Genomic DNA, 21,559 nt, shown 5'->3' with positions numbered 1-21,559 from the left:
TTAGCTCATTTATATTAATATGGTAAATAATGTTATATTTCAAGTTGACTACTTACTTCAAACCCTGCTCGCAATTTGGAGATTAGTTCTTGCATTTTTACAAAATCCTCTTCCTCAAACTTGGAAGTCAGTGCAATCATAAGTCCTACATATCCTTCTACATTTTGCTCTACAAATCGCATTCCTTTTTCTGTGAGTTGTACCGAGGTACGACGGCGATCTTTTTCATTATGAATACGTTTGACCCAACCTTCGGATTCTAATCCATCGACCAAACCCGTTATTGTGCCCCGGGTTACCTGCGCTCGATCTGCTAATTCCGATGGTAACAGACTACGATTCGTATCTGCATACAAAATACATAGCATCATAATTTTACCGCGGGACAATCCCATACCGGCAAAACGTGCATCCATACTTTTAAAAATCTCTTCAGCCGTACGAATAAATTGAATCGTTGTTTTTACGGATTGAGCAGCCGGGGTATGTTCAGATATCCCTGTTAATTTCATAAAAGTCTGGCTTAATACTTCTGAAATCTCCAACTTCACGATTACCTCTCCTTATTCTTAACAATTTTTTAATCTTTTTTGCATAAAAATGTAAAGTTAAATGATTTGATTACGATAAACAGTAGTATAGGTTTGCAAATATTTGTATTTGCGAACTATTCATAGATAAAGGAGGACTATAACTGATGAGCAGTAATCCGTTTGACCAACGCCGCCTGCTACAAACTGGAATCTGTAGCTTGATGGCTGTCTTGTTACTACTACCACCGCTTCCTACACACGCATCTGAGTTAGCAAGACATGCGCAGAACGGTCAGGATACATTTCTAGGTGGAACGTATATCGAACTAGGGATTTCAAGCAGTGGTACACTTGGCACAGCTAGCGATAACCCATCCGGTTTTCATCCCGGAGAAATAAGACGTAACATCGGTATGAATGTAGACAAAGACGGTTATGATTTTGGCAAAGACATGACCAGTGGTGATTATGTTTTACCTGGAAGCCCTTCAGAAGGTTTTGTAGTAGGTTACAAACCAGCCGTAACTTCAAAATCTCCGCTGACGTTTGTAAATGAAGAACAAAGTGGAAGTATTGATATTCCAAGTACCACTCAAGATTTATCTACAGATGAACAATTAATCGCTCAAACATCTGGTAACACATCTGATCAAGCTATCGCCGTACAACAAAACATTTCCTTCAAACCAGGAGATGCTTTCTTCAAAACAACGATCACACTCAAAAATAACAGCGTTACAGATTCCGTATACGATGTTCATTATATGCGCTTTCTTGATCCCGATATCGATGCTGATCTTCACGAAGATAACAGCACGATTAACTGGGTTCCTTCTAATCCACCTCAAGATGCTGAAGCGATTGCTGCGGCAATTGGTAATGCCAGCGACAATATATTCATGTACGTAGCGCAAGATCCGCGCGCTCAAGCATCTGTTGGGTTCAGCCGTAATCCTTATATGGAACCTGCATTTCACGAAGATGGCGGGAAGCATATTGCCGCCGCTTTAACCGATGATTGGCTAACACTGACATTCAATGCAGGCGATCTAGAGCCGGGTGGCACTACCGAGTTAGTCTTTTATAGTAGTCTTGATTCTGATATGAATGGTGCACTATCCAAAATCAGAGAAGATTATGCAGCCAATACACTAGCTGTGCCTTCTGAAATCACGTTGACCGGTGATACGATTGCATGGAATGTTGATGCTGGAACAACAGCAGGCTTACTAAACACTTCTACGCAAAATCCAAAAGTACAAGATACGTTTACGTACAGTCTGGTTAGTGGCGAGGGAAGTAGTGCTAATGATTATTTCACTATTCAAGATAATCAAGTGAAAACCACCAAAGCACTTACACGCGGAGTTACCAGTTATCCGATTCGTGTATTAGCAACAGGCAGTAATGGAAGCACGTTAGAGCAGTCATTTGTAATTCACGCGACTGCGCCTGATATGGGCACAGATCTTGCTTCATTATCTATTGAAAATGGAGCATTAACACCTTCATTCTCACCTGAAAATACAGCGTATGCTGTAACATTACCTGATGGAACTACACAGACTACAGTCAAAGCAAGTGTGTATGATCCAGATGCATCACTGATTATTAATGGCGTAACCGTCACAGATAGTGTGTATGCAGAAGAACCGGTATCACTCGATCCAGGTCTGACGACGATTACACTCGAAGTCCGTGGGACAAATGGAATTTCCAAATTTTATAAGGTTCAGGTATCTTCTAATTCGACACTTCCACCTGTAGTACCTGTTGATTCTACAGAACCTGTTCCAAACGTTCCTACAACAGAAATACCAGCACAGACGCCGACAACAGACACGTATACAGGGTTACCTGTATCTCCACCACTGGTGATTACAGCCCCATTTGTACCTGTTGCTCCGACAGAACCAATACCTGATCCTACTATGGTTACTGGTAGCGGAGGTGGTGGAGCAAGTGGCGCATCAGCGTTAGATGATAATCCCATCTATGATGAATTAGCTAATGCGGCTACAGGCACATCAACAACAAAAAACACAGATGCAGCTACTAAAACGCCGACCAAGTCGACAACTAATGTCAAAGCAAGTAGTTATATTCAAGGTTATCCTGATGGTACATTCCGTCCCGATCAGAAAGTCACTCGTGCAGAATTATCTGTCATGTTAGAACGCGCGCTTGCGATACAAAATGCAACCACGCCGACAACAACAAGCAATACAGACTTTAAAGATGTCCCTGCTTCATATTGGGCAGCTTCCAGTATCCAAAGTATTGAAGGAAGCGGTTGGTTACAAGGATATCCTGGTGGCAATTTCAAACCTGCTCAACCGATGACACGTGCAGAACTAGCGACATTAATTGCTCGCTGGCAAGGACTTAATACAACGTCTACAGCATCATTACCAGCAGATGTGCAAGGACATTGGGCAGCAAATACCATCAGCGAAGTGATTCAATCCGGATGGATGAAAGGTTATCCTGACGGTCAATTTTACCCGAATCAAGCAGTGAGTCGAGCTGAAATTGTAACGGTATTGAATCGTGTACTTGGCGAGGACACGTCTTCTACGTCTACTACACCAAGTAGCTGGAAAGATGTAACCCCTGGACACTGGGCGTATAGCGAAATTACCAAAGCTTCACAGAAATAAGTATTTAAGGGTTACAATATAAAGTTGTACGCGAATACCCCTGTACAGTTGCGAAATCAACTATACAGGGGTATTTTTTTGTACTGATATAACTATGGATATGCCTATAGATAAGATCACTATACTTTATCCGCTGTTGCTAGATATAAAAGTTCAGATCAGTGAGGCTCTATTCTGCTATTTTTTTACTGCGGATCACTGCGCCATTCTGTTGGTAGCAATTGATAATAAGGACGTTGCAAAAAGCGATCATCTACTAGCATCAACAGGCCTCGATCTTCTTCTGTCCGAATCAGGCGTCCACCTGCTTGTAGTACTTTGTTCATTCCCGGATAGACATACGCATAATCGAATCCATTGAATCCTGCCTGACTGAAATGCTCACGAATCAATTCTCGCTCGGGGCCAATCTGTGGCAGTCCTACACCAACGATAATTACACCCGTCAGACGATCACCGGCTAGATCGATCCCTTCACTGAATATTCCACCCATTACTGCAAATCCTGTTAATGTACGTGGATTATCACTTTGAAAAGCATTTAGAAAACGATCTCGTTCATCTTCCGCCATCCCCGACTGCTGAATCAATACATCTGTATCTACATCTAATGTCTCAAAAATATCAATCACATCTTGCATATATTGATAAGAAGGGAAAAAAGCTAAATAATTGCCTGGACGCTCATTAATCAATTGAGCCAGCACATTGGCAAGTTCGGTTCGAGTGCGCTCCCGATCCCTATAACGCGTCGATAACGGTACAATCTGCACTTCCAATTGTTCGCGCGAAAAAGGAGAAGAAATCGAAATATTATAATCATCCTCTTCGGCTCCTAACATATCGCGGTAATACCGAATCGGCGATAATGTCGCAGAAAAATGAATCACCGAGCGATATCCTTTAGCCGTCTGCCGAAGTTGTAGTGAAGGATCGATACAGAACATTCGCAAATACACATCACTACCCTGCACTTCTGCATACGTCATATGGCTCTCCATATCATACAGTCGCCCGATTCGTAGAAAAGCTTGCACTGCAAAATACGTTTCCAATAGCAACTGGATATCCGCTTGCTCCCCTTGTTCTAGCAACGTCACTTCCGCTCGAATCACAAACTCTTCTAATAAAGGAAAAATCTCTTCCGGTGCTTGTTGACGCTGGATCAACTTGCCATCTTCACCTTGCTTCCTTAACCGAATAAAATACGCATTGATCGCACTGGAGATTTTGGACAACGATTCCGCCGAATCTTTATAATCTCTTTTCAAATCTAGAAAAGCAGCCTTATTCAATGCCGCCGAAAACATATTGCGTCCGCGATCAACCAGATTATGTGCTTCATCAACTAATAAAATCGTTTTTTTACGCATATCATCAGATAGACGTTTGAAAGATACTTTCGGATCAAATACATAGTTATAATCGCAAATGACTGCATCTGACGCATACGAAGCATCAATAGATAATTCAAAAGGACACAGATGATGCTTTTGCGCATATTGTTCGATCACAGAGCGAGTCATCAGCGTCTCATTGCTCATCATATCGAGAATCGCACCATTAATTCGATCATAATACCCTTCCGTATATTCGCAGTTATCCCGTCCACCTGTACTATTCGCAGAGCAGAAGCAGACTTTGTCTTTGGCGGTAATGGTTACGCCATGTAGATTCAAGCCGCTGTTTTCCATTCGTTGCAATGCTTCTTCGGCATTGGCTCGGGTGACTGTTTTGGCAGTCACATACATCAGTCGCTCTGCTTGTTCGCTTCCGATCGACTTGATCGCAGGAAATAACGTCGAAATCGTTTTCCCTGTGCCTGTCGGCGCTTCAGCAAATAGATTCAGCTTTTCCCCGATCGTTTTGTAGACAGCTCCTGCAAATTTACGCTGACCGGATCTATACCCGGCAAAAGGAAATGCTAACTGCTCAATACTATGGTTACGCTTCTGACGATGCTTGGCGATCATTTCTGCATAAGGTGCATATTCAGCTACCGTATATTCAGCAAACTGTTGTAGTTGTTCGCGGGTTTGGATGCGTTCAAGCTTGGTTTCTTTGCCACTGCTTTTGTGTACATACGTTAATTGGACTCGCACCTGATCAAGCTTTCGATCTTGTGCAAGGATATAGCCGTACATCTGTGCTTGCGCCCAGTGCACCTCACGCCCGTCTCCAATATCCTCTGCTGAAATTGAAGTCGACTTGATCTCATCGACAGTGAGTAGCCCTTGTTCATCAACCCATAATCCATCGCAACGCCCTTCGATCCGAAAAAGCAGATCATGATAAGGAATTTCCGTTTTGAGATGGACTTCTTTTTCCCCGTGTTCTCCGTATCCTTCTTGAATCTGTTTGTGAATACGTGTTCCTTCTTGCATCGACTGAGCGACACGGAAGCCTGATTCGATACTGCCTGTCCGATACACATATTCAACTAAAGTCCGTACTGAAATATCGATAACGGTCGTCACCTTCCGCACCTTCTCTCTCTATTTGCTGTTTCTTTGGTTTGTTGAGTTTTTTTGGGTAAGCATCATTTCTATTGTACTGCAATCTCTCTATTTTACCAAAAGCTTGGAATAGTTTTATACATATAGGTATGAGTCTAAATTAAGCTTATAAAATAGCTTTTTTAGATTACAAGTATTAATAGCATATATAGTATTTATAAAAGATAGAAATCTGTATATTAATGTCATAAAACAATATAAAAATGAAGTATAGCAAAGGTACTAGGTTAAACAAAAAAGGAAGATTCAAAGTAAATTTCTTCTTTGAGCCTTCCCTTTAAATTACATATATATTTAAGCTTTTAAAATAACACTATCTTTATCTATTATTTTAATTTAATACACACACTTTCTCTTTTGAAAGAAGTACTATCGTAATAAAACTTTTGCATATACTTTTTATCTGGAGTTTTAGCCATCGTGATAACATTATCACAAAGGGATAGATACCGTGCCATCCACAAAGAAAGATCATACATATTATTATCAAATAACTCTTGGAAAGAATCTGTTGTAAAAGCTTCCAGAATAAATTGATAATCTTGTGAGCAGTCTCTACTTTGAATATATGTTAATTCAATTTCAAAACCAAAAACTTCAGAGTATCCTATTAAATCATACGGTTCTTCTTCTCTATACTCATATCTGAAATTTGAGATATCAAGGTAATGTTGTAATGTCGAGCCTAACTTTTTTAAATCATCTTCATACTGAATAAATACCTCTAATCTAGCACCAGTTACATTCTGCAAATTATGCATAGTTACCTCCTAATTACCTAGTGGTTTAAATTTGATAGAGAATCCTTGCTTGTTAGGCTTTAATCCTTCAAATCCAGGAGTGTTAGATAATATAGCCCTAAATTCTTTATCCGCTTTCAAACTATTACCATATCTGCTATTTAATATATCGCTTTTTATATAATAATCGATATCATAATTATTTAAGTCAATGCTTGACCATAAGTCGATTTATTTGGGTTACCTACTGTACCTGTTTTAAATGCACCTGTGTATCCAGACTCAAGCGGTTGAGGGCATCATAAGTAAAGCTTTCTTTGAGCGTACTACTTCTTACACTTTTAGTTTGTACATGAACTCTTGCATTGGAACAATTTCTCCAAGATCATTATCAATATAGATGTTTGCAAGATACTTTTCATTTTCTAAAAAGAAGTCTCTCATTATTTCGTTCGATGTATACAACATCGCTATAAAACGAGGAGATCGGAAAGGTAAGTGTAGTAATTCACTTTTTTCATAATCTAGTATACCTTCTGGCAAATAGTCACAATAGATTCGATCATTTACATATTCTAAAACGTACCTTGAATTATCCGGCTCATGTGAACATGTATCTACTGATTTAGGAAGATTTTTAATAAAATCAAGATTGAATGGCTCGTCTCCAATCAAAATAATAGATTGCACAGTCATCACCTCTTTATTTTGATTTAATAAATGTTAAAAGATCATTAATATTTTTAGAAATAAAAATAGATACCTGTTTGTTTTAGTATAGCCAAGTCTATTAGTTGTAAAAGTAAAGAAACTTCATTCATCTCATTATTTCCAAAAACGTTTTTAATTTCTTTTTGTGCATGTAATAAATTCTTATACGGAATAACTTCAGATTCAAAATCATCTATGATTACATTACATAACCTATTTAACGAATCAAATATACCCGTTTCATATAATTTATGAAATTGCTGCTCATTAAGCTTAATTTCTTGGACATGAATTGAATGATCTGAATCAAACTCCATATCCTTCATTCCTTGATCATTTAAAGGGACAGTAATCATCCTCATCTTCTCCAATATTATCAATCCTTATTTATAAATATTTAGTAAAATTGAAGATAATAAATCCCCAAATTTAAATGCGTTTCCGATTGATCATTATTGATTACCAATGATTTCTCGTAATAATCTTTGTTTATTATTCATATATCTCTCTTAAATTTCACTTATGTACTCTCCAATCATTTATATTATCCATAATGTATAACATTTCTTTTACACTCAATTTTAACGTTCTTATATTAAATCCTTCTCCGACCTCTTCCATTTCTATAAGCATGTCAAAAATTAAAATGTCCTCATTATTTACTTTCCTTAAAATATATTGGTTACCCTCATATTCTCCATTTCAAAAGTTTGGAACTTCCAAAAAACTATAAATTAAATCAAATGAATCTTCATGTATTTCTAAATATAAGAAATCAATTAATAATCTGTATAAAAAATCGCTGTTTCTTTCAATGATTTCTTCTTCAGTAATTAAATTTCTCATACGTCCTCCTTTATATGTTGAATCTTTTTCAATTCTTTTAATAATTATAGAATTATCATTTTTACATCTTTATTTTATTCTCAACTTCATAACCGTTCTTTAACTTTTTTTCAATCAAATATACTGTTTCATTAACTAACTTCAAAAAATCTTCTCTATCTTGTTGCTCAGTGAATCCTACAAACTCAAAACTAATATTATTATCTTTAAATAAACTGTCATAAACCTCTTGAATTTTATCTAGAGCTTCAACAATCAAAGTCTGATTCATAAGCTCACTAACTGTACAGTTGTCGATCAATGTATCATCTTCATCATAAATCCACATAGGATAACAGCGATATTCCAAATAAAATTTTATTTTTTTCATTGTTTCTCCTGTTTTACTGTATTGTAAAAACGATTTTTTTGATGACTTCAACATATTTTATTCACTAAATAACTATATAATTTCGAGATCAAAATCTCTGCAATAAAATGAGAATGTACAATTTTCTTCTTCAACAATTTTGTAATTAATATCTTCCATTTGGTCTTTGGATACATCATTTATTTTAATCATTAATGCTAGTATTCCTTCCAAGCTACCTATGTTAATATCTCTTGCCTCTAGAAAGGTTATTCGCATTCTAGTATTTTCTTCAACAAAAGTATTACACAAAATAATCTCTACATTGTATCCTGAACGATTCTCTTTACTCAGGTCACGATAAACATGTAGAGATTCTAGATTTCGAAACTCTTTATGATGTTGACCAAATTGAGCTATATGTTCTTTTGATATTCTCATACTCTCTATTCTCCAATGCTATAACAATATTATGATATCTTCTCTTTTCTTGATATAAATCTATAGCTACTACTGATTTGGTTGTTTTTATTCAATCCTAGTCTGTATAAATGTAGTCAGAAGAATTACATTGTGATTGTAGCGATCGACTTCAATATCTAAGATGATATGACCATTCATAAGTACTTTATAGAAGTTTTCTGTTTGATCCCTTTAAATTTTCTAGTTCGTAATAAGGATTATCAATATGATCTCCTGCTTCATCAATCACTTGCAATATTTCAGCGAGTATTAACTTATCCATTTCCGCTTTTTTCTCTATAGCAGACTGTTTAATCTTCTTAAAACAACATTCTAAACCTAAGTTAATTACAATTGATAGAATTACGTCTACATCTTCATAAGAATCAGTATTCCATAATCCTGATAAAATATGATCTATCTCTTTTCGTATACTATGTTCTAAGATCTCATAAGTCATAACTTGGCGATCAGTCAATTCAATAAGTAAAGAAAAGAACATACTTTTTTCTAGGTTTTTATGATTAAATTCATCTATTAGATTTTGAAATAAATCTATTAACAGCTCAGTGGATACGCTGTCAGGCAGACTATTTATTGATTCCCAATTCATTGTTTTCTCCTTTAATATAATCTTTTATAACCAAGCTACTCATACTTCATCTGATGATTTATTTTCTCAATATAGCCTTCTTGAATAGTTTGTAATTCTAATAACGGAATGTCTGTATATTGTTCGATTTTCTCAATCGCTAATCCATCTTGAAACATCGCTTCAGCTACAAATAGTTTAGTATCTTTTTCACCAAGAGCCATACCTATACTTCCTCCATCATCTCTAGCCTTATAAACTTCTGGAGCGATTATCGTTTCTATACATGTATTTAAGTCAATATAGAATTGATACCATTCTGGTAAATGAGATTGAGATTCTATCATTCCTTCCCATTCTTGATCATCTTGATATCCAATAATTCTATCACCTGTAGTGATTTCAAAATATCTTATATGATTTAAAAAAATAGTTGGTTTATCCGGTCCTAGATAATTTGAATTGGTATCTATTGATATTTTTAATATTTCTTTTCGAGTTTCTCGGATATAAGTTCGATATTTGTTTTTTAATGCTTCCATAGAAAAATTTAAATATTGTTGAATAGTATACTGATTCATATTGTCATCAGTCATAGCTTTTAGTAGTTCTCTTTTGCTAAAGCCGTACCCTACTGGCAATCCTGAATCCAATCCCTCTTTTCTGCCTAGATTGATATCAGGTGGAACGTCTCTTTGTACACTTTTATTTAAATCAATATAGTATCTGGATGCTATAGGCCAATCAGATTGATACTCTACAATTCCTTCCCACTCTTGATCATCTTGATAAGCAATCACCCTACCACCAACTGAAATATTAAAATATTCAATCAATGCTGTCCTAATAGTTACTTTATTTGGTTCTAAATAAAAATGATTCGTATTTATTAATAATTTATATATTGTCATTTTTTCCCTCTTTTATTTTAGATATTTGCTAATTGTATCATCTGTATCTTGAGCATTTATTGACTGTATTCCATCTCATTCAATAAAGTTTCTCATAATTCTAGTAGAGTATATAAGATGGCTATAAAATACGCTTTTTAAAAGTTAACAAATGCTGCAAGTATTCTTCACGATCTTCATTTGAAAAGCGATCTTCATCTTCTGGAAATGTTAATTGATTGGCATGAAACAAAGCTATGAACTCTTCTAAGAATACAAGAACAGTATGCTTTATTTCAGAAGCGTCTTTCCATGTATCACTTTCTACACTCAATAGTGATTCTAATAATTCTCCGTCACCTAAATAGCCTGCGATAGGATTTACTTTTAGTCTTTTTAATGCCTCTGGAGTAACTGATTTTATGTATATTTGTTGCCTTATCATTTTAGCTAAATCGCCGTCGCTCAAATCTTTTAGCTTGGTAGCTAGAATAGTTTCAAACCAAATTGAAAGAGGGATTCGTTCGTCTACTTCATGAGGTTCTGTGAATCCTTCTAATGTACCTATCTCATCAATAGTTAATTCGCTTACGTTAGATATCATATATCCTCCTTAACTGTTAACAAACGATATGAAATCTCTTGTGCTACAATTAAAAGTTCTACCTCTTCAGAATATGCTTCAGCCAAAAATTTAAAAATGAAATGCGACTGCTCTACTTTTAATTTCAAATTCATTTGTTTTGCTTCTTCTCCATTTAGTAAAAATAGAGAGCTTTGACTTGTATTTGTCTTCCAGTCCATTAATAAAGAAGTAAAGAAAATCCCTTTGAATTGGATCTCGATGTCTGGATAACTAAGACTGAGTCCACCGTGGATAATAATTTTATCTTGAAGCAAGCGTATGACTGTAAAATCAAACCATAGCTCTTTTTCAATATATTTATTCAACTCTTTAACTACTTGTTCTACTTCATATCTTTGCACACCTAAAGCTCCTCTAATATTATTTTGCTACTAACTTCAAACGTTTTTATACGTATCAAAACCTTCAATAAAAGCGCGTATACGAATATTTTTGAGGAGAATGAGTATACTCATTTAAGCTGATGCAATCTTCTATATCAAAATTAATAATGACTTTTCCTGTTGCATATAATTGTAATTCGTACCATCCATTCGGCCAATCTAATTCTCCAGCAAAATAATAGCAACTAGAAGCAGTTTTAGGATTAGCTGACCATTGTCGTTTTATAGAAATAGTTTCGCCCTTAGAATTGTAAAGAAACCTGCTATCATTTTTAGCATAGAGACCTACATCTATATCTCCACCGATCACTCCTTCAATCCTAACCTTTGTCATTCCAGCTATATAAAAATCTTCTTTAGGCCATCTTGAATCTATAATGATTTGAGATTTAGAATCTGAGAATTTATTTAATAGAGAAGGTGTAATCACTAAACCCCAAATATTAAAATCAACGGTAGATGACAAACAAGAAGTGGCATGAAAATCACTCCATGTTTCTGAAGTACCTACAAGGTTCTCAAATAATTCGCCGGTCATATCAAAATCATATCTCATGAATTATCCTCCTAACTTTCGTAAATTAATCTGCTTCATTTTCTCAGACTTCATTTATTTTCTATTACTTGTAAAATTATTATATGTATAATTCCTTTTGCTTCGCGTGTATTAGGATTAGAACTCTTTAAGAAATAAATGGTAACTCAACTGTACCTCCTCTTTGTACTTAGATATGTTTAACAAATTTTTGAAATAATCCTCCAAAAAACTTTTGATAACTTTAATGAAGATATCCACTTCAATATGTTCTATTCCTCTTGAATTTGAAAATCGGATTCCGTCTGTATGATACGTTAATATATTATCCCAGCTTATTTCGATAGTATTCTCTACTCTTCTAAAAAATACTTCTGGCAAATATGATCCATCTCTACTAGAAAACCAACTATGTTTAAATTCCCAATCTTGTAGTCGTGAAAACCATTCTTCGATTTCCCCTTCATCATCTGAATCGAATTGTCTTGCTAGTTGTATCAATTCTAGTGAATTGTGACCATCAACAGGTACAGGAAATTTATGGTTATTTGTAATATACTTAAAATTTTTAACTATCCATTCAATAAGATGATTTAAATTCCATTCATAATTCAATAAACTATGCACTTTCTTATACTCACATACATTTTTATCTTTGACCCATAATTCAAAAGTTCCCCAAGTCTCTTTTTCTATCCCTTCTAATTCCCATGGTGTCTTTCGGAAACTATAACCAACTGCCAATTCGTTTTTCTGACCAAAATAATTCATCATTCACCTCAGTCTTATTTTCAGTATTCATCTGATTTTTTTCATATTTAAATATATTTATTTACATATACTAATTCTCTTTATATTAGATGCCGATGCTTTAATTTCATACTCTATGATTTAAAAATCACTATAATAATTTTTTACATATAATTATTGGTTTCTATATAGAAAAACTAGCCACCATAATCAAAGTATGAGTAGCTAGTTTTTAATGCGTTTTATTGTTTATTCATATTTATCACTTAGAAGTGTGTATACAAAAAACTATTGGTTTATACATAGCTATCTCAGCTCACTTTTTTTGGATATATTTTAACTCTGTCAAGGACAGGTCTGTATATTGTTGAATTTTCTCAATATCCAATCCATCCTGAAACATCGCTTGGGCTATAATTGTCTTTGTTTCTATCTCTCCTATACCTTTTCCTAATATAGCTCCATCACTTCTGGCTTTATATACTTCTTCAGGAAGTATAGTTTCTATACACTTATCTACATCAAGATAATAGCGATATTCTTCAGGCAAATCGGCTTGATATTCTACAATTCCTTCCCACTCCTGATCATCTTGATATCCAACAATTCGATCACCTTCAACAATACCAAAATATCTCATCTCCTCTGAAAAAATAATTGGTTTGTTAAAACCTAAATAATTTGAATTTGTATCTATTTCTATTTTCAGTATTTTATTTGTAGATTTTTGAGCATATGATTTATATTTTTCTTTCAATAATTCAATAGCGTAATTTGAATATTTTTCTATACTTTCACTATTCACATTGTTAATCTCTAAAGCTTTTATTATTTGATTTTGTGCAGTACTATAACCGAATCGCCATCCTGAATGTATACCTTCTTCTCGTGCTAGGATGATATCCGACGGAACGCTTCGTTGGATGCATTTATTTAAATCTATATAGTATCTAGATTCTATAGGCCAATCAGGTTGATATTCAATAATACCTTCCCACTCCTGATCATCTTGATAAGCAATAATTTGATCACCAGTAGAAAGTTCAAAGTAATTAATAAATGGTATCATGATCGTAGGTTTAGTGATTTTTGAATAGTAGACAGTTGTATCTATTATTTATTTTATTTTTTTTCAAATGATTCCCTCCTATTTCCCCAAAAATTCTCTTGTAAATCGAAGCCATTCGCGTGCGGCGAAAGATAAATAGCGGTCTTGGTGCCAGATCATGCCGAGTTGCCAGGGGATAGAGGGATTCACCAGGGGCAGGATATGGACATGATCCCTGCTAATCTGCTGACAGATTGTTTCTGGTAATAGTGCCACTCCTAAGCCCGCTCCAACCATTTCACTAATCAAATCCCATTGCGAACTTTCATAGATCACTTTCGGTTGAAATCCTGCCCGGATACACGCATCTATAATCCGACCATGCAAAGTAAAATCCTCGCTAAAAATAATAAATGAATCTTCTGCCAGTGCGCTCAGTTCAGCGCAATCTTGCTGTGCCAATCGATGCTGGCTGGGAACCAATAGATTCAACTTTTCCTCGGTAAACGAAAAATGGTTCAATACATTTTCAGTCACAGGCAATACGGTAACACCGATATCCAGTGCACCGTTTGCAACATCTTGCTCGACCTTTTTCCCACCATTTTCAAAAAGCTGGATCGTTACATCGGGGTACAATTGATGAAACTTTCCGATAATCTGTGGAAAAAATCGTGAACCGATCATTGGCGGTAATCCAATGCGCAGATGCCCTGTTTTGAGATTACGCAGATCGTCTAACTCGGACGATAGATTTTGAAAAGATTTTACAATAATACGAGCCTGCTGCTGGATTACTTTGCCGGCATCGGTTAATTCGACGGTGCGTCCAATCCGATTGAACAATTTGGCGCCTAACTCATCTTCTAAGGAACGAATCGTTTTGCTGATCGTCGGTTGTGTGATAAATAATGCTTCTGCCGCTTTGGTAAAACTCCCTAACCGGGCGACTTCCATAAAATATTGCAAATGCCGAATATCCACGTCACTTTCCTCCTATAGACAGATGGAATACATTTCATGCCATATATGAATTTTACCTATGAAAGAAACAGATGTAAAATTTTCATATAAACAATCATTCGGAGCCAATAAGAGAGAAGGTTTACTATAGATGAGAAATATCATGAAAGGAATACTTCAGGTTGCTGTGCTGATGGGATTTTCTGAATTGTTAAATGCATTGGTGCGCTGGTTGCATCTTCCTGTACCGGGTAGCATTATCGGTATTGCAGTTGTTTTTATATTGTTACAGACCAAAGTGATTAAGCTGGAATGGGTAGAGATTGGAGCCAACTGGTTGCTTGCTGAACTGTTGTTGTTCTTTATCCCTTCCGCGGTCGGTATTATGAATTATATCCCGATGTTAGAACATGATGGGGTACGGATTGTTGCGATTGTTATTTTGAGTACGATATTAGTAATGGTCAGTTCAGGCTTACTTGCCGGAATGATGGCTAAGCGGAAGGAGCGTCATGCAGGATGAACACTATACTTTTTTTGGTATTAACTTTATTAATCTATATCGGAACCAAACGAATCTATCGCCGTTTCCCGCGTGTCTATCTGTCTCCACTGCTGATTACGCCATTGATTCTGGTGATTCTTTTGCTGACGATTCATGTTCCTTATACCGCTTATAATCAAGGTGGACAATGGTTATCTCGATTGCTACAGCCAGCGACAATTGCTTTTGCTATTCCATTGTACAAAAATATCCAAACACTTAAAAAGCATGCAGTTGAGATTGTATCCAGTGTTTTGTTCGGTTCGATTGTGGCTGTGACGTCTTCTGCATTATTAGCGAAGCTGTTACATCTGGATAGCGGTCTAATGAGTAGTATTATTCCGCGCTCGATTACAACACCGATTGCGATGAATGTATCTCAAGCAATTGGTGGTGTGCCTACAGTCACTGCCGTATTTGTAATTATGACAGGATTGATCGGTACGATTGTTGGGCCTTTTATTGTAAAATGGTTACGGATCGATGGCGAGATTGCACGAGGTATTTTGTTCGGTACAGCCGCACATGGAACAGGAACTTCCAAAGCATTTGAGCTTAGTTCTTTAACCGGTACAATCTCTAGTATTTCAATGATTTTGGCAGCACTATTTACACTGGCTGCTACGCCGGTCTTAATGATGATGATGCTACCCTAAAAGGTAGCTTTTTTTATTTTCAATATGATGATAATGATATACCTATTCTACAAATTTGAATGTATGCACAGATCGGTGTATGATAAAAAAGTAGAAGTTACATATTTTTTTATACTGTTCCTGTCAATCGATAAGCAGGCTAAATTGTCTTAAAATGATTCCTAATATTGCAAAAAACAATTATATATTTAAATGAATTTTTATACAAATTATTCAAATTTTATATTTTAATGTGTATTCAGTTTTATGTTTGAACTACTCTATTTCACTGTGAATGACTATGAAAAATATTATTTTCAAGCTAGAAAATAAGCATCTTAAACTGTTTTAATGAATAATTATGTAATTAACTAAATATCCGAACTATATTTTTTGCGTTAAATTTGTTCCTTATCTGTACATTCGATGTTACTATTACTTTATGCAAATCAGTTGTTAGAAAGTAAATACATTTACTTTTCTAATTACTTTTATATTTCTCTTTTATAAATTTGACCAAGCGGAGGAACTTCTCATGAAAAAAACCGGTATGGTCCGTCAGTTGGACAGTCTAGGACGAATCGTTATTCCGAAAGAAATACGAGACACAATGGAAATTGGTGTAAGCGATCCTATGGAATTCTTTATAACAGAAAAAGAAATTATTTTTCGCAAACATAAAGGAATTCAATGTATCTTTTGCGGAACATTTGACGATCTAATCTATTACAAAGATCAATTTATTTGCGGAGATTGCACAGAACAAATGGGTGATGAATCTCAACATATCGCGCTTGAAGATATGCCTGCGCCAGTCCCTAATCGTAACCTGCAATCTTCTTTACGCAAATCACGAAGTAAACGGGGGGAAATGCTGACCAAGGTTGAAGATACGATGAAAGCCAATCCAGAAGCGACTCAAAATGAATTGGCTCGTATTCTAGGTATTTCTCAAAGCCGTATATGTCAGATTCAAAAAGAACTACGTGCTAAATAAATACCAAAAACCTCTCTGTGATCTAGAATACAGAGAGGTTTTTTATTGTGTTATATCGCTTATTGCAAGTCTAACTACTACAAGGCTTAACTTGATATCTAGATGAGTAACAAGCACTTATTGCTTCACCCAATACTGACTTCCATCATCTAATCGATCCATAAATCCATACTCAATCATATAACGGCGTAACGTTACATAGTCAGCATATGAACGCTTTAGAATCTCGTTCACTTCTTTTTCTGTATACTTTATGCCAAGATCGAATCCATTCATGAGATGACGTAAAATCACAATTTTGCGCTTTTCTTTACGTGGGAATTCAGATAACGGCCCATCTAATCCTTCTTTGAAATATTGATTCAGAATATCTTTACTTTCTTTCTCGGTCACAGCATAGCGCTCATCTACCATCGTTGCTGTACGATGTACAGATACCAATGGAGCTGGATCATTTTGCTGTTCTTCTAACAACTCCATAATCGCTAAAAACACTTTGGCTTGTTTTGTTTTCTCCCGTAATGCAAATCGATGATTACGAATCGTGGATTTACTACCTCCCACTTCTGCTACAATTTCAGTATCTGAACGTCCTTGATAAAAAGATTGTACCATCCCGCTTTGAATCTCGGTCATCCCTGTCCACTTTTTATCCAATTCTACCAAATACGAAAACATCGACGTATGGTGTTGTTGAATATAATGTTGCATATAGCGCTCTGCTTCGTAAAATACTCCTTCTTCTTGATAAATAACTCCTTTCTCACATATCTTCCCATCAATCAGACAGATAAAACGACCTAATGAATGATTATCTTCTTCTAACACATACCCTCGCTTCAAATCGGCTAGTGAAGCTTGCCAGAACCGATCTGATATTTCCTGATTTTTGTCCATACTATTATCTCCCTCTAGATAAATAAATTTTTATCTACATATTTCATAGATATTATATAATTTTGTTTATTTAAAAGCAAACAATATTTAATAATGTCTATTTTTTATTTAGATATAATAACCATATAATCATCATTCAGATCTATTTGTATAACAAAAAAAGCCACCTATATACATTAGGTAGCTTAAATCAGATATATCAAAAGAATTATTTTGAAATGATACACAGTATAATCATAAAATCTATTTATTATTTGCCCATTCTAATATTTTTGACTGTTCGTTGTTCTAACGAAAAATGCGAGTATGTTCGTTCTCCGCCTTGACCTGTAGGAGCTTGGGGCAACAATCCGACTTTCACTTGTTGCTCAACAGGTAAATAAAAGAAGCGAACCATATCAAAGCGAACACCATCTAATGAATAATGAAAAGCAAAAGACTGCCCCACACGCGCTATTTGAAGCCATGCGGTATTACCTTCTACATTATTTCCGTTAGCATCATCCGAAAATGTATTGGTAATTACACTTACAATCGAATGTGTATAAAAATCGGTATATTCAAAACACAATTTCGCCCATAGATCATTTTCTTGCATTACCATAATCGAAGCAGAATCATATACGTCTTTGAAATCATGCTCTACTTGAACACGCATTACAAAATCTCCAGATACCTCTGTAAAAAAGAACGGAGCATTAGTCAGCGATTCAGGGGTAATCCCTTCTTCTGATACGCCGCCATGATTACAAAAGAAATCACTTTGTGCAGGTGCATGCAAAATGACTTTGTCTTCTTCAAAACGTATACTACTTTCATTCAGCCAGTGGAAGTTAGCGAAATCTGTTTTTGGCATCGTAGTCTCCTTTGATATGTATTGTTTTTTCATTGCATAAGATAGCACTATCTGTAGTTGATGTCACTGTAATTTTGTATACAAACAGCCTTTAATTAATATCTTTACGCATCAAAAAACACCGACATGATCATAGAAGTAGATCATGTCGGTGTTTGTATATACATCAGATACATTATTAGAGATAAAGATGCTATATCGCGATAATGATATTAGCGAGTGATTGTATTGGCTACACTGCGAGATCTTACAGGTTTGGATAGCAGATAGAACAATGCAATTCCAAAAGCAACTACGATAATTCCGCCACCTACCCAAGCATTAATAGCGATATTGCCTGTATTTTTGATCAATACTCCACCCATCGCTGAACCGATAGCAATACCAATTTGTAATGCTGAAAAGTTAAAGCTTTGTTGGATATCCGAAGATTCCGGTGCATATTGGATCAAGTAACTTTGTTGCGCTGGAGCCAATGCCCAGCTTAATGCTCCCCAGATAAATAGTGCAATCGGGAAGATATACACGTATTGACTAGCCATTGGTAAAGTAAACATAATCACAGCGAACACGCTGACAACGAGCAAAATACTTTTTTTACTACCTAGACGATCGGATAATGCTCCGCCGATCATACCGCCACTTACTGCTGCAATACCGAATACGAAGTATACGATACTAATCCAGTTCGAGTTAAGACCCATCATCGTTTCAAGGAAAGGTGTAAGGTACGCATATAATGTGTAATGCCCTGCTAAAGTAAGCATCGTTACTAGATGAGCACTAATGATTTTGATATCTTTAAGTGAAGCCAATTGTTGCTTGAGTGTCTGCATACGTTCTAAAGGAACATGATCCATAAACAGATGCACAACCACCATAGCAATCAGTGTTAACACAGCAATTGCCAGGAACAATACGCGCCAGCCGAAAGCTTCTTCAGCCAATACCCCGAAAGGTAATCCCAATACGATCGAAGAACTAATACCCATCGAAATAATACCGATCACGCGCGCCCGATATTCAGGAGCAACGATTTTTACTGCTATCGTTAGTGATAAGGTTACAATCAGCGAACCACTTGCCGCTGTAATAATACGAGATAAGAACAAGACTGCATATGTCGGGCTCCAAAAAGCAACCAGACTACCCAGTGTAAATACTAACATTGACCAGAGGTATAACTTTTTCCGTTCCACCTTAGCCGTTAATGCCAGTAAGGTTGGGCCAGAGATCGCGTAGACCAAAGCATAGATCATAATCAATTGCCCTGCTGTACTTACAGATACATTCAAGTCAGAAGCAATCTGTGGCAATACACCACCGATAATCAATTCAATCAGACCGACTGTAAATGTAGCAATCGTCAATATTAAAACTTTGAAATTCATATCTATCTTCTCCTTTGTTCTTGATGTCAGCAAGTGACTTGCGTCTATTCCATCAGTGTCCATAGAAGTTGATGCTCGTAAAGACGCAAAAAAATCCTGACTACAAAAGATGGGTGCGACGAGCACACTTAATTTTGTAATCAGGATTGTTCGGTTCCTGGTAGAGACCCTCAAACCATATTATTGAGGTTATACATTATACATCAATGAGTTTTATTTAATTAGTGTAAACCTTACAAACCTATAACAACGTCTATTACTGTAATTGATTATGGAAGAAATTTCAACCCCTATTCTTCAAAATCGGAGCATTTTTCAAGCTTTTTATGCAAAATAAGATGAATAAACTTTATTTTATTGAATAATCCTGTACTTCTGGAAAATATTCGAGATTTTCCGTAAAATATAACCTTGACGATCAATTGTGATCGTTATATGCTACATGATGAAATCGCATTCAAAACTTGATAACGTTATCGGCGTGTTACCATATAATGGGCATGAGCCAAGCAACGAATTTTAGTAGGTGTAGAACTTTCTATACGTCTATTCTTCGTGACTTGGCTCTTTTTTGCGTGTTCGCTGTTGCTAGATGAAATGGATAAGCGAATAGGGATGTAAAGGAGGCTCACCACTTTGAGTAAAGAAAGTATATTGCTATCGATCCAGCGAGTCGTTGGCAACAATATTGTGATGGCTTTTGATGAATCTACAGATATCGAATATGTATTGCTAGGTAAAGGGCTTGGTTTTGCCGCCAAAAATATAACGACTCTTTCTACAGATGATGATCGTATTGAAAAGCGCTTTCGATTGGAAGATCGGGAACAACTGATGAATCACCCTAGCTTTTTTGAAGATATTGATCATAAAGCGATGGAAATCTCTGACCAGATTATTCAAATGATCGAAAAGCGGTTCAACAAAACATTGCATAACAAAATCTATCTGGCATTGCCAAGTCATATCCAGTTTACTGTGTATCGAGTGCGCCATCAGATGGAGATTACCAATCCTTTTCTGTATGAGACGCAGGTTTGTTTTCCACAAGAATACGAAGTGGCTTTGCAAGCGTTGCAGATGATCTGTAGAGCTTTTGATATTACGATTCCTGAAGATGAAGCAGGCTTTCTCACTTATCATATCCATTCGGCTGTTAGTCATGTACCTGTTGGACAATTGGTCAAAATGTCTACATTACTCGGTAAATTGCAAGCGATGATCGAGCAGGAAAAACAGATTACTTTTCAGCAAGGCAGTATGAATCAAGTGCGCTTAATGATCCATCTACGCTTTTCGTTAGAACGGATTGTACAAGGATCATTAGTCGAAAATCTTCTAATCCAGCCGATACGAGAACAGTATGCTGAAGAATATATACTGGCGAATAAAATGAAAATCGTTATGGAAAAAGAACTGAATGTCTCGATACCTGAAGATGAAGTCTGCTTTTTGACGATGCATCTGTACCGGTTATTTCGTACGTATCAGCCTTAATCTGTCTAGCTACCAATCAATTATAGGTCACACACTTGCACAGCGAAGATATAGAATCCTTTTTCTATTTTGGTTGTGCAGTCTGTATACATGATACATCTATCATATCTATTTAAGG

The 21,559-nt window shown here is 35.9% G+C and carries 24 protein-coding genes and 1 riboswitch; of the genes, 5 read left to right on the top strand and 19 right to left on the bottom strand.

Annotated elements, in window-relative coordinates; all coding sequences use genetic code 11:
* Positions 1-32: 32 nt before the first annotated feature.
* Positions 33-551: a MarR family winged helix-turn-helix transcriptional regulator gene (locus tag ACFSGI_RS20805; protein ID WP_204826118.1), complete on the bottom strand. Its 519-nt coding sequence runs from the start codon at positions 549-551 to the stop codon at positions 33-35.
* 146 nt (positions 552-697) lie between these two features.
* On the opposite strand from ACFSGI_RS20805, the gene ACFSGI_RS20800 reads away from it, so the two are divergent.
* Positions 698-3,193 carry an S-layer homology domain-containing protein gene (locus ACFSGI_RS20800; protein ID WP_204826117.1) on the top strand — a complete coding sequence of 832 codons (2,496 nt, stop codon included), beginning with the start codon at positions 698-700 and terminating at the stop codon, positions 3,191-3,193.
* 185 nt (positions 3,194-3,378) lie between these two features.
* On the opposite strand, the gene ACFSGI_RS20795 is transcribed toward ACFSGI_RS20800, so the two are convergent.
* The 15 genes from ACFSGI_RS20795 to cidR form a co-directional block, all read right to left on the bottom strand.
* The gene (locus ACFSGI_RS20795) at positions 3,379-5,670 is read right to left on the bottom strand and encodes a helicase C-terminal domain-containing protein (protein WP_204826116.1); all 2,292 of its coding nucleotides are present in this window, start codon (positions 5,668-5,670) and stop codon (positions 3,379-3,381) included.
* Between the two features lie 365 nt (positions 5,671-6,035).
* Positions 6,036-6,470: a hypothetical protein gene (locus ACFSGI_RS20790; protein ID WP_204826115.1), complete on the bottom strand. Its 435-nt coding sequence runs from the start codon at positions 6,468-6,470 to the stop codon at positions 6,036-6,038.
* Positions 6,471-6,782: 312 nt separating this feature from the next.
* Positions 6,783-7,139 (bottom strand): hypothetical protein, encoded by a 357-nt coding sequence (locus tag ACFSGI_RS20785; protein ID WP_204826114.1) that lies wholly within the window; start codon positions 7,137-7,139, stop codon positions 6,783-6,785.
* A 53-nt stretch (positions 7,140-7,192) separates the two neighbouring features.
* Positions 7,193-7,516 (bottom strand): hypothetical protein, encoded by a 324-nt coding sequence (locus ACFSGI_RS20780; RefSeq protein ID WP_204826113.1) that lies wholly within the window; start codon positions 7,514-7,516, stop codon positions 7,193-7,195.
* A gap of 346 nt (positions 7,517-7,862) precedes the next feature.
* Positions 7,863-8,006, bottom strand: a complete 144-nt coding sequence (locus ACFSGI_RS20775) for a hypothetical protein (RefSeq protein ID WP_204826112.1) — start codon at positions 8,004-8,006, stop codon at positions 7,863-7,865.
* Positions 8,007-8,067: 61 nt separating this feature from the next.
* A complete protein-coding gene (locus tag ACFSGI_RS20770; protein WP_204826111.1) occupies positions 8,068-8,376 on the bottom strand; it encodes a hypothetical protein in 309 nt (102 codons plus the stop codon).
* Positions 8,377-8,448: 72 nt separating this feature from the next.
* Positions 8,449-8,796, bottom strand: a complete 348-nt coding sequence (locus ACFSGI_RS20765) for a hypothetical protein (RefSeq protein ID WP_204826110.1) — start codon at positions 8,794-8,796, stop codon at positions 8,449-8,451.
* A 187-nt stretch (positions 8,797-8,983) separates the two neighbouring features.
* Positions 8,984-9,430, bottom strand: coding sequence for a hypothetical protein (locus tag ACFSGI_RS20760; RefSeq protein WP_204826109.1), 447 nt, complete (start codon positions 9,428-9,430; stop codon positions 8,984-8,986).
* Between the two features lie 35 nt (positions 9,431-9,465).
* Complete coding sequence (locus ACFSGI_RS20755) at positions 9,466-10,320, bottom strand: hypothetical protein (RefSeq protein WP_204826108.1); 855 nt, start codon at positions 10,318-10,320, stop codon at positions 9,466-9,468.
* 121 nt (positions 10,321-10,441) lie between these two features.
* Positions 10,442-10,903 (bottom strand): contact-dependent growth inhibition system immunity protein, encoded by a 462-nt coding sequence (locus ACFSGI_RS20750; protein WP_204826107.1) that lies wholly within the window; start codon positions 10,901-10,903, stop codon positions 10,442-10,444.
* Positions 10,900-11,286: a hypothetical protein gene (locus ACFSGI_RS20745; RefSeq protein WP_204826106.1), complete on the bottom strand. Its 387-nt coding sequence runs from the start codon at positions 11,284-11,286 to the stop codon at positions 10,900-10,902. Before ACFSGI_RS20745 ends, ACFSGI_RS20750 begins: the two co-directional genes overlap by 4 nt.
* A gap of 64 nt (positions 11,287-11,350) precedes the next feature.
* The gene (locus ACFSGI_RS20740) at positions 11,351-11,884 is read right to left on the bottom strand and encodes a hypothetical protein (RefSeq protein ID WP_204826105.1); all 534 of its coding nucleotides are present in this window, start codon (positions 11,882-11,884) and stop codon (positions 11,351-11,353) included.
* A gap of 117 nt (positions 11,885-12,001) precedes the next feature.
* The gene (locus ACFSGI_RS20735) at positions 12,002-12,634 is read right to left on the bottom strand and encodes a hypothetical protein (protein WP_204826104.1); all 633 of its coding nucleotides are present in this window, start codon (positions 12,632-12,634) and stop codon (positions 12,002-12,004) included.
* Between the two features lie 295 nt (positions 12,635-12,929).
* Positions 12,930-13,682: a hypothetical protein gene (locus ACFSGI_RS20730; protein ID WP_204826103.1), complete on the bottom strand. Its 753-nt coding sequence runs from the start codon at positions 13,680-13,682 to the stop codon at positions 12,930-12,932.
* 78 nt (positions 13,683-13,760) lie between these two features.
* Positions 13,761-14,645 (bottom strand): cidABC operon transcriptional activator CidR, encoded by an 885-nt coding sequence (gene cidR, locus ACFSGI_RS20725; protein ID WP_204826102.1) that lies wholly within the window; start codon positions 14,643-14,645, stop codon positions 13,761-13,763.
* A gap of 130 nt (positions 14,646-14,775) precedes the next feature.
* Between cidR and ACFSGI_RS20720 the strand changes: the two genes are divergently transcribed.
* From ACFSGI_RS20720 to ACFSGI_RS20710, 3 genes are all read left to right on the top strand, one after another.
* A complete protein-coding gene (locus ACFSGI_RS20720; protein WP_204826101.1) occupies positions 14,776-15,147 on the top strand; it encodes a CidA/LrgA family protein in 372 nt (123 codons plus the stop codon).
* The gene (locus ACFSGI_RS20715) at positions 15,144-15,824 is read left to right on the top strand and encodes a CidB/LrgB family autolysis modulator (RefSeq protein ID WP_204826100.1); all 681 of its coding nucleotides are present in this window, start codon (positions 15,144-15,146) and stop codon (positions 15,822-15,824) included. Before ACFSGI_RS20720 ends, ACFSGI_RS20715 begins: the two co-directional genes overlap by 4 nt.
* A 514-nt stretch (positions 15,825-16,338) precedes the next feature.
* The gene (locus tag ACFSGI_RS20710) at positions 16,339-16,800 is read left to right on the top strand and encodes an AbrB/MazE/SpoVT family DNA-binding domain-containing protein (RefSeq protein WP_204826099.1); all 462 of its coding nucleotides are present in this window, start codon (positions 16,339-16,341) and stop codon (positions 16,798-16,800) included.
* A gap of 117 nt (positions 16,801-16,917) precedes the next feature.
* Here ACFSGI_RS20710 and ACFSGI_RS20705 read toward each other — a convergent pair whose 3' ends face one another.
* From ACFSGI_RS20705 to ACFSGI_RS20695, 3 genes are all read right to left on the bottom strand, one after another.
* On the bottom strand, positions 16,918-17,697 hold the full coding sequence (locus ACFSGI_RS20705; protein WP_204826098.1) for a DUF2087 domain-containing protein: 780 nt from the start codon (positions 17,695-17,697) through the stop codon (positions 16,918-16,920).
* Between the two features lie 250 nt (positions 17,698-17,947).
* On the bottom strand, positions 17,948-18,553 hold the full coding sequence (locus ACFSGI_RS20700) for a DUF1349 domain-containing protein (protein WP_204826097.1): 606 nt from the start codon (positions 18,551-18,553) through the stop codon (positions 17,948-17,950).
* Between the two features lie 212 nt (positions 18,554-18,765).
* On the bottom strand, positions 18,766-19,944 hold the full coding sequence (locus ACFSGI_RS20695; protein WP_204826096.1) for an MFS transporter: 1,179 nt from the start codon (positions 19,942-19,944) through the stop codon (positions 18,766-18,768).
* A gap of 117 nt (positions 19,945-20,061) precedes the next feature.
* Positions 20,062-20,161: riboswitch (purine riboswitch) on the bottom strand.
* 419 nt (positions 20,162-20,580) lie between these two features.
* On the opposite strand from ACFSGI_RS20695, the gene ACFSGI_RS20690 reads away from it, so the two are divergent.
* Positions 20,581-21,441, top strand: a complete 861-nt coding sequence (locus ACFSGI_RS20690; RefSeq protein ID WP_204826095.1) for a BglG family transcription antiterminator — start codon at positions 20,581-20,583, stop codon at positions 21,439-21,441.
* Positions 21,442-21,559: the final 118 nt, after the last annotated feature.

Source organism: Paenibacillus nicotianae (genome assembly GCF_042681745.1).
GTDB classification, from domain to species: domain Bacteria; phylum Bacillota; class Bacilli; order Paenibacillales; family Paenibacillaceae; genus Saccharibacillus; species Saccharibacillus nicotianae.
Note: the sequence above shows the minus strand (reverse complement) of the source record. Positions and strands in the feature narration are given on the sequence as shown.